Here is a 519-nt window from a genome sequence, read left to right as displayed (position 1 = left end):
GCCCCGACTTCAATGGATAGAGGCGACCATTGGGGCACAGGAGAGGACACTTCTGACCGGGCTTCAAATCGGCATCTTCGATGCGTTCCCGTCTGGCGCCGGGAAATGCATCAGCTCCTTTACGGCCATGTCCTTTTCCAGCAGAGGGTTTCGGCTCATCGTCACTATCTGTGATATGTTCAGACGATTTTTCATCTGCCGCCCCGGAAGGTGTATCATCGGAACGGGTATCGTCCGATGGTGCCTCTTTCTCTTTCCCGTTGCCGGTGTCGTTTGTTGGCGAGGATTCACCACTGTTTTCTGGATCATCCTTGAACAGTTTCTTTCGTTTTTCGGTTTTAATGCCGAAGATCCGTTTGAGGAGGCGCTTGATGGAGATATCTTTCTGCTGAAGCGATTCATTGAGGGTGACAATCACCTCCAGCATAGCCTGAAGGGCTTCATAGTCCTTGTCACAAAGGGATCTCTCCTGAATTCTTTGGGAGAGCTCCTCTATCTCCTTCATACTCAGCTCTATTT

At 50.5% G+C, this 519-nt stretch carries 1 pseudogene; it reads right to left on the bottom strand.

Annotation, left to right across the window (positions count from 1 at the left end):
- Positions 1-505: pseudogene (locus tag MTBBW1_RS27410) on the bottom strand (hypothetical protein); the annotation flags it as partial.
- Positions 506-519: the final 14 nt, after the last annotated feature.

The sequence above is a fragment of the Desulfamplus magnetovallimortis genome (genome assembly GCF_900170035.1).
GTDB lineage: Bacteria > Desulfobacterota > Desulfobacteria > Desulfobacterales > Desulfobacteraceae > Desulfamplus > Desulfamplus magnetovallimortis.
The sequence above is the reverse complement of the archived record's forward strand: the minus strand, read 5'-3'. Positions and strand labels throughout refer to the sequence as shown.